The sequence below is a fragment of the Geminisphaera colitermitum TAV2 genome, assembly GCF_000171235.2.
GTDB classification, from domain to species: Bacteria; Verrucomicrobiota; Verrucomicrobiia; order Opitutales; family Opitutaceae; genus Geminisphaera; species Geminisphaera colitermitum.
The window spans coordinates 1-4,352 of record NZ_ABEA03000139.1 but is presented as its reverse complement, the minus strand read 5'-3'; the positions used below and the strand labels follow the sequence as shown (position 1 = coordinate 4,352).

Below are 4,352 nucleotides of genomic sequence, written 5' to 3'. Positions count from 1 at the left end.
GGCGGTGTCGGTGCCGAGGCCGATGCGGCCGGAGCCGGCGGTGAGTCGGCGGGTGTCCTGGTCGATGGTGAGGGTGGTGGTGCTGAGGGTGGGGGAGAGGGCGTCGGGTTCGCCGTAATGGAGGTGGGCGTTGGTGACGGTGAGGTGGCTGGTGGTGCCGGTGGCTTGGTCGCCGCTGATGTAGAGGGGGAATTGGCCGGCGCGGAGGTGGGTGATGTTAAATTCTTTGGTCTCGACGTTGTAGGTGGCTTCTTCGGCGAGGAGGCGGGCTTTGAGTCGGGTGAATGTGACGTGGCCGCGGGCGGTGGCGGTGTGGGTCTTGGGTTGGTAGATGATTTCGTCGGCGGTGAGGGTGATGTCGTCTTGTTCGAGGCGGGCGTTGCCGACGAAGCGCGCGCCGTCGGAGGTGGTGACCATGGTGTGGTCGGCCGTGAGCTGGGGCATGGAGGCGGCGTGGGCTGCGGGGGGCGCGGCGTGAGCGGCAAGCAGGAGCGCGACAAGGGTCTTGATGAAGCGGGAGGAGAGGCGGAGGGTCACAGTCGGGCGAGCAAAACGGCGGGCGTGTCGCGGGCAAGCCCGCATTCGGGAGGACGCAGGACTCGGGACGCGGGACTCGGGACGCGGGACTTAGGGAGTGGGACTTAGGAGGGTGCGGAGTTTGGCGGTGTTTTTGCCGCCGCCCATGGCGAAGTCGGGTTTGCCGCCGCCTTTGCCGTCGATCTGCTGGCAGAGGTCGCGGACGAGCGCGCCGGCTTGGTGTCCGAGTTTGTTCGCGGGGGGATTCGCAAAAACGGCGAGGCTGGCTTTGTCGGGCGCGGTGATCGTGGCAAGGCGGATGACGGCAGGGGCAGGCGCGAGGTGCCCTTGGATTTGAGAGCCGATGTGACGGAGGGCTTCGGGGGTTTCGACTTCGACGATGGCGTCAACCCACTTCGTGCCGTCGGGTTTTTCAACGGCTTTGGCGGCGAGGTCGGCGGCGAGGGTGGAGGCGGCGCGGGCTTCGATGGCCGTGAGTTTTTTCTCCAGTTCGGCTTTTTGCGCGACGAGGTGGGCGAGTTTCTGGTCGAACTGCGCGGGCGTGGCGCCGATCAATTCGGCGGCGGCGGCGAGGCGGGTTTCTTGTTGCGCGGCATGGGCGTGGGCAGCGGCTCCGGCCAGGGCTTCGATGCGGCGGGTGCCGGCGGCTATGGCGCCTTCACTGATGATTTTGAAGTAGCCGATCTCGCCCGTCGTGGCGACGTGGGTGCCGCCGCAGAGTTCGCGGCTGTAGCCGCCGATGTCCACGACGCGGACGCGTTTGCCGTATTTCTCGCCGAAGAAGGCGAGGGTGCCTTCGGGTTTTTGGTCGAAGTCGGTCTCGTAGGATTGGACGGGGGCGTTTTCGAGGATGTGGGTGTTGACGAGGGTTTCGATCTTGCGGAGGGCGTCGGGGGGGACGGCTTCAAAGTGCGAGAAGTCGAAGCGGAGGCGGTCGGTGGCGTTGAGCGATCCGGCCTGGCGGAGGTGCGTGCCGACGACTTGGCGGAGGGCCCAGTGAAGGAGGTGCGTGGCGGTGTGGTGGCGCTGGATGGCGCGGCGGCGGTCCAGGTCAACGGAGAGCGTGGCGACGGCGTTGCAGTTGCCTGCTGGTAGTGCTTTGGTGGATACGTCGGAGAGGCGGTGGAGGTGGCGCCCGGTTTTGTCTTTGATGGTGTCGGTGATGGTGAGCGCGGCGTCGCCAATGATGACGGTGCCGGCGTCGCCAAGCTGGCCGCCCATTTCGGCGTAGAAGGGGGTGTGGTCAAAGACGAGATAGGTGGCGTCCTTGATGTGGACGATGTCGATGAGTTGCGCGGGCGCGGCGGTGAGGGCGGCGGGGTCGTAGCCGGTGAAGAGGGTCGCGGTGGTGGCGGCGTCGGAGCCTTCAGTGGCGGCGGTGATGATTTCCTTCTTGGTGGAGGCGCGGCCGCGATTGCGCTGCTCTTCCATGAGTCGCTCGAACTCGTTGGTATCGACAGTTAGGCCGCGTTCGGACGCGAGGAGTTGCGTCATGTCGAGCGGGAATCCGTAAGTGTCGTAGAGTTCAAAGACAATTTTTCCAGACACCATAAACTGCTTATTGGAAAGTTCATTCCAAGGCATTGAGTTTGGATCTCTCATCAATTCATCACGAGAGATAGGGTGTCGCGCTGGATATTGCTGATAAGTAGGAAAACGAATAAAAGGATCATTTGCCGTTCTAGTGGCCTCTTCAACAAGATCGCTAAGGCTGATTTGTTGCCAATCACAATGCGTAATACCAAAGTTAATTGCGCTACGAGCAAGTGCTCGTTGAAATTCCTCTAGGCCTTTGTTGAGGGCTCTGCCGAAACTCTCTTCCTCGCTGCGGATGACGCGGCGGATGATGTCCTGCTGCGCGACGAGTTCGGGGAAAACGGGACCGAGCGACTCGACGACGGGGGCGACGAGTTGTTCGAAGAAGCCGGTTTTGAGGCCGAGCTTGTTGCCGTAGAGGATGCCGCGGCGGAGGATGCGGCGGATGACGTAATTGCGACCTTCGTTGCCGGGGTGGATGCCGTCGGCAATGGCGCAGGAGACGGTGCGGGCGTGGTCGGCAAGGACGCGGAAGGCGATGTCGGTGCGTTCTTGTTCGGTGAGATTTTTGCGGTCGGCGTCGGTGGCGGGGACGGTCTCGCGGTAGGTCTTGCCGGAGAGTTCGGCGACTTTGGCGAAGAGGGGCGTGAAGACGTCGGCGTTGTAGTTGGAGGGTTCGCGGGAGAAGTCTTTAAAGCCGTGCGTGGTGGCGTGGATGCCGGCAACGCGTTCAAAGCCCATGCCGGTGTCAACGTGTTTGGCGGCAAGGGGGGCGAAGGTGCCGTCGGCGTTGGCGTTGAACTGGATAAAAACGTGGTTCCAGATTTCGATGCAGCGGGGGCTGGACGAGTTGACGAGGGCGCGCCCGGCGGCTTCGTCGTCGGAGGGGAGCAGGTTGAAATGGATTTCGGAGCAGGGGCCGCAGGGGCCGGTGTCGCCCATCATCCAGAAGTTGTCCTTTTTGTTGCCGTGGACGATGTGGACGGCGGGGTCGAGACCGGCGGCGCGGAAGAGGTCGGTCCAGATGGCGGCGGCTTCGTGGTCAAATTCGGCGGGGTCGCCTTTGGTTTTGTCGGGCGCGTAAACGGTGGCAAAGAGGCGTTTGGCGGGAATGCCCCAGACTTTGGTCAGGAGTTCCCAGCCCCAGGTGAGGGATTCGCGCTTGAAATAGTCGCCGAAGGACCAGTTGCCGAGCATCTCGAACATCGTGTGGTGGTAGGTGTCGTAGCCGACGTCTTCGAGGTCGTTGTGTTTGCCACCGGCGCGGATGCATTTCTGGGTGTCGGCAGCGCGGGTGTCCTTGGCGGGACGGACGCCGGCCCAGTGGGAAACGTCGGGGGCGCGATCACCGAGGAAGATGGGCACGAATTGGTTCATGCCGGCGTTGGTGAAGAGGAGGCCGGGGTAGTCGGGCAGGAGGGAGGCCGAGGGCACGATGGTGTGGCCTTGCTTGGCAAAGTAATCGAGGAAGGACTGGCGGATCTCGGCGGAGGTCATGGTGGAAAGTTGAAAAAGGGAAAAATGCTAGAGGAGCGAAACGTAGCTTGGCGAGCGGGGTTTTCTTTTTGCTGATGTCACGCGGAGCATGGTGGCGCGGAGTGCCGCCCTGAGACAGGGCTGGGAGGCACCTTCCTCAGATGCGGGCGGGACGCCCGCGCCACTTTCCAGATATAGGTAACATCAGCTAATCGTCTCTTGGTTCATATCTTCGTTCTCTTTGTTTCCTTCTGTTCAAAAGCCCTCTTTTAGGCGTTTCCTGAACGTTGAACACTGAACATCGAATGAAGTTACCTGAAGATACATTGACGGGCGCCGTGTTGGTGACGGGGGGGACGGGGTTTTTGGGACGGCGATTGGTGGAGCGGTTGCTGGGGCAGGGGCGCGAGGTGGTGGTGCTGGCGCGGAGGCCGGCGCCGGATTTGGTGGAGCGCGGGGTGCGGTTTGTGCAGGTGGCGCTGGAGGATGGGGCGGCGTTGGAGGAGGCGTGCCGGGGGGTGAAAACGGTTTTCCATGTGGCGGCGCGAGTGGGGATGTGGGGGCGTTATCGGGATTTTTATCGGGCAAATGTGGAGGGGACACGGGCGTTGATCGCGGGGTGTCGGATGCATGGGGTGCGGCGGTTGGTTTATACGAGCACGCCGAGCGTGGTTTATAATGGGGAAAATCTGGCGGGGGCGGACGAAGGGCTGCCGTTGACGGTGAGGTGTCCGAGTCCGTATCCGCTGACCAAGGCGATTGCGGAGCGCGAGGTGCTGGCGGCGAATGGACAAATGCTGAAT

At 62.7% G+C, this 4,352-nt stretch carries 3 protein-coding genes; 1 reads left to right on the top strand and 2 read right to left on the bottom strand.

Annotated features, from left to right (window positions below):
• Both OBACDRAFT_RS16275 and alaS read right to left on the bottom strand, forming a co-directional pair.
• On the bottom strand, nt 1-537 hold a 537-nt coding region (locus tag OBACDRAFT_RS16275), incomplete at its 3' end, for an LptA/OstA family protein (protein WP_043587448.1).
• A 90-nt stretch (nt 538-627) separates the two neighbouring features.
• Nucleotides 628-3,570: an alanine--tRNA ligase gene (gene alaS / locus OBACDRAFT_RS29975; protein WP_043587446.1), complete on the bottom strand. Its 2,943-nt coding sequence runs from the start codon at nt 3,568-3,570 to the stop codon at nt 628-630.
• 284 nt (nt 3,571-3,854) lie between these two features.
• Between alaS and OBACDRAFT_RS16265 the strand changes: the two genes are divergently transcribed.
• The coding region (locus OBACDRAFT_RS16265) for an NAD-dependent epimerase/dehydratase family protein (protein ID WP_157837138.1) at nt 3,855-4,352 on the top strand (498 nt) is incomplete at its 3' end.

Bases quoted from the DNA above. Each gene is read 5' to 3' on its own strand.
- alaS (WP_043587446.1), bottom strand. From the start codon at position 3,570: ATGACCTCCGCCGAGATCCGCCAGTCCTTCCTCGATTACTTTGCCAAG.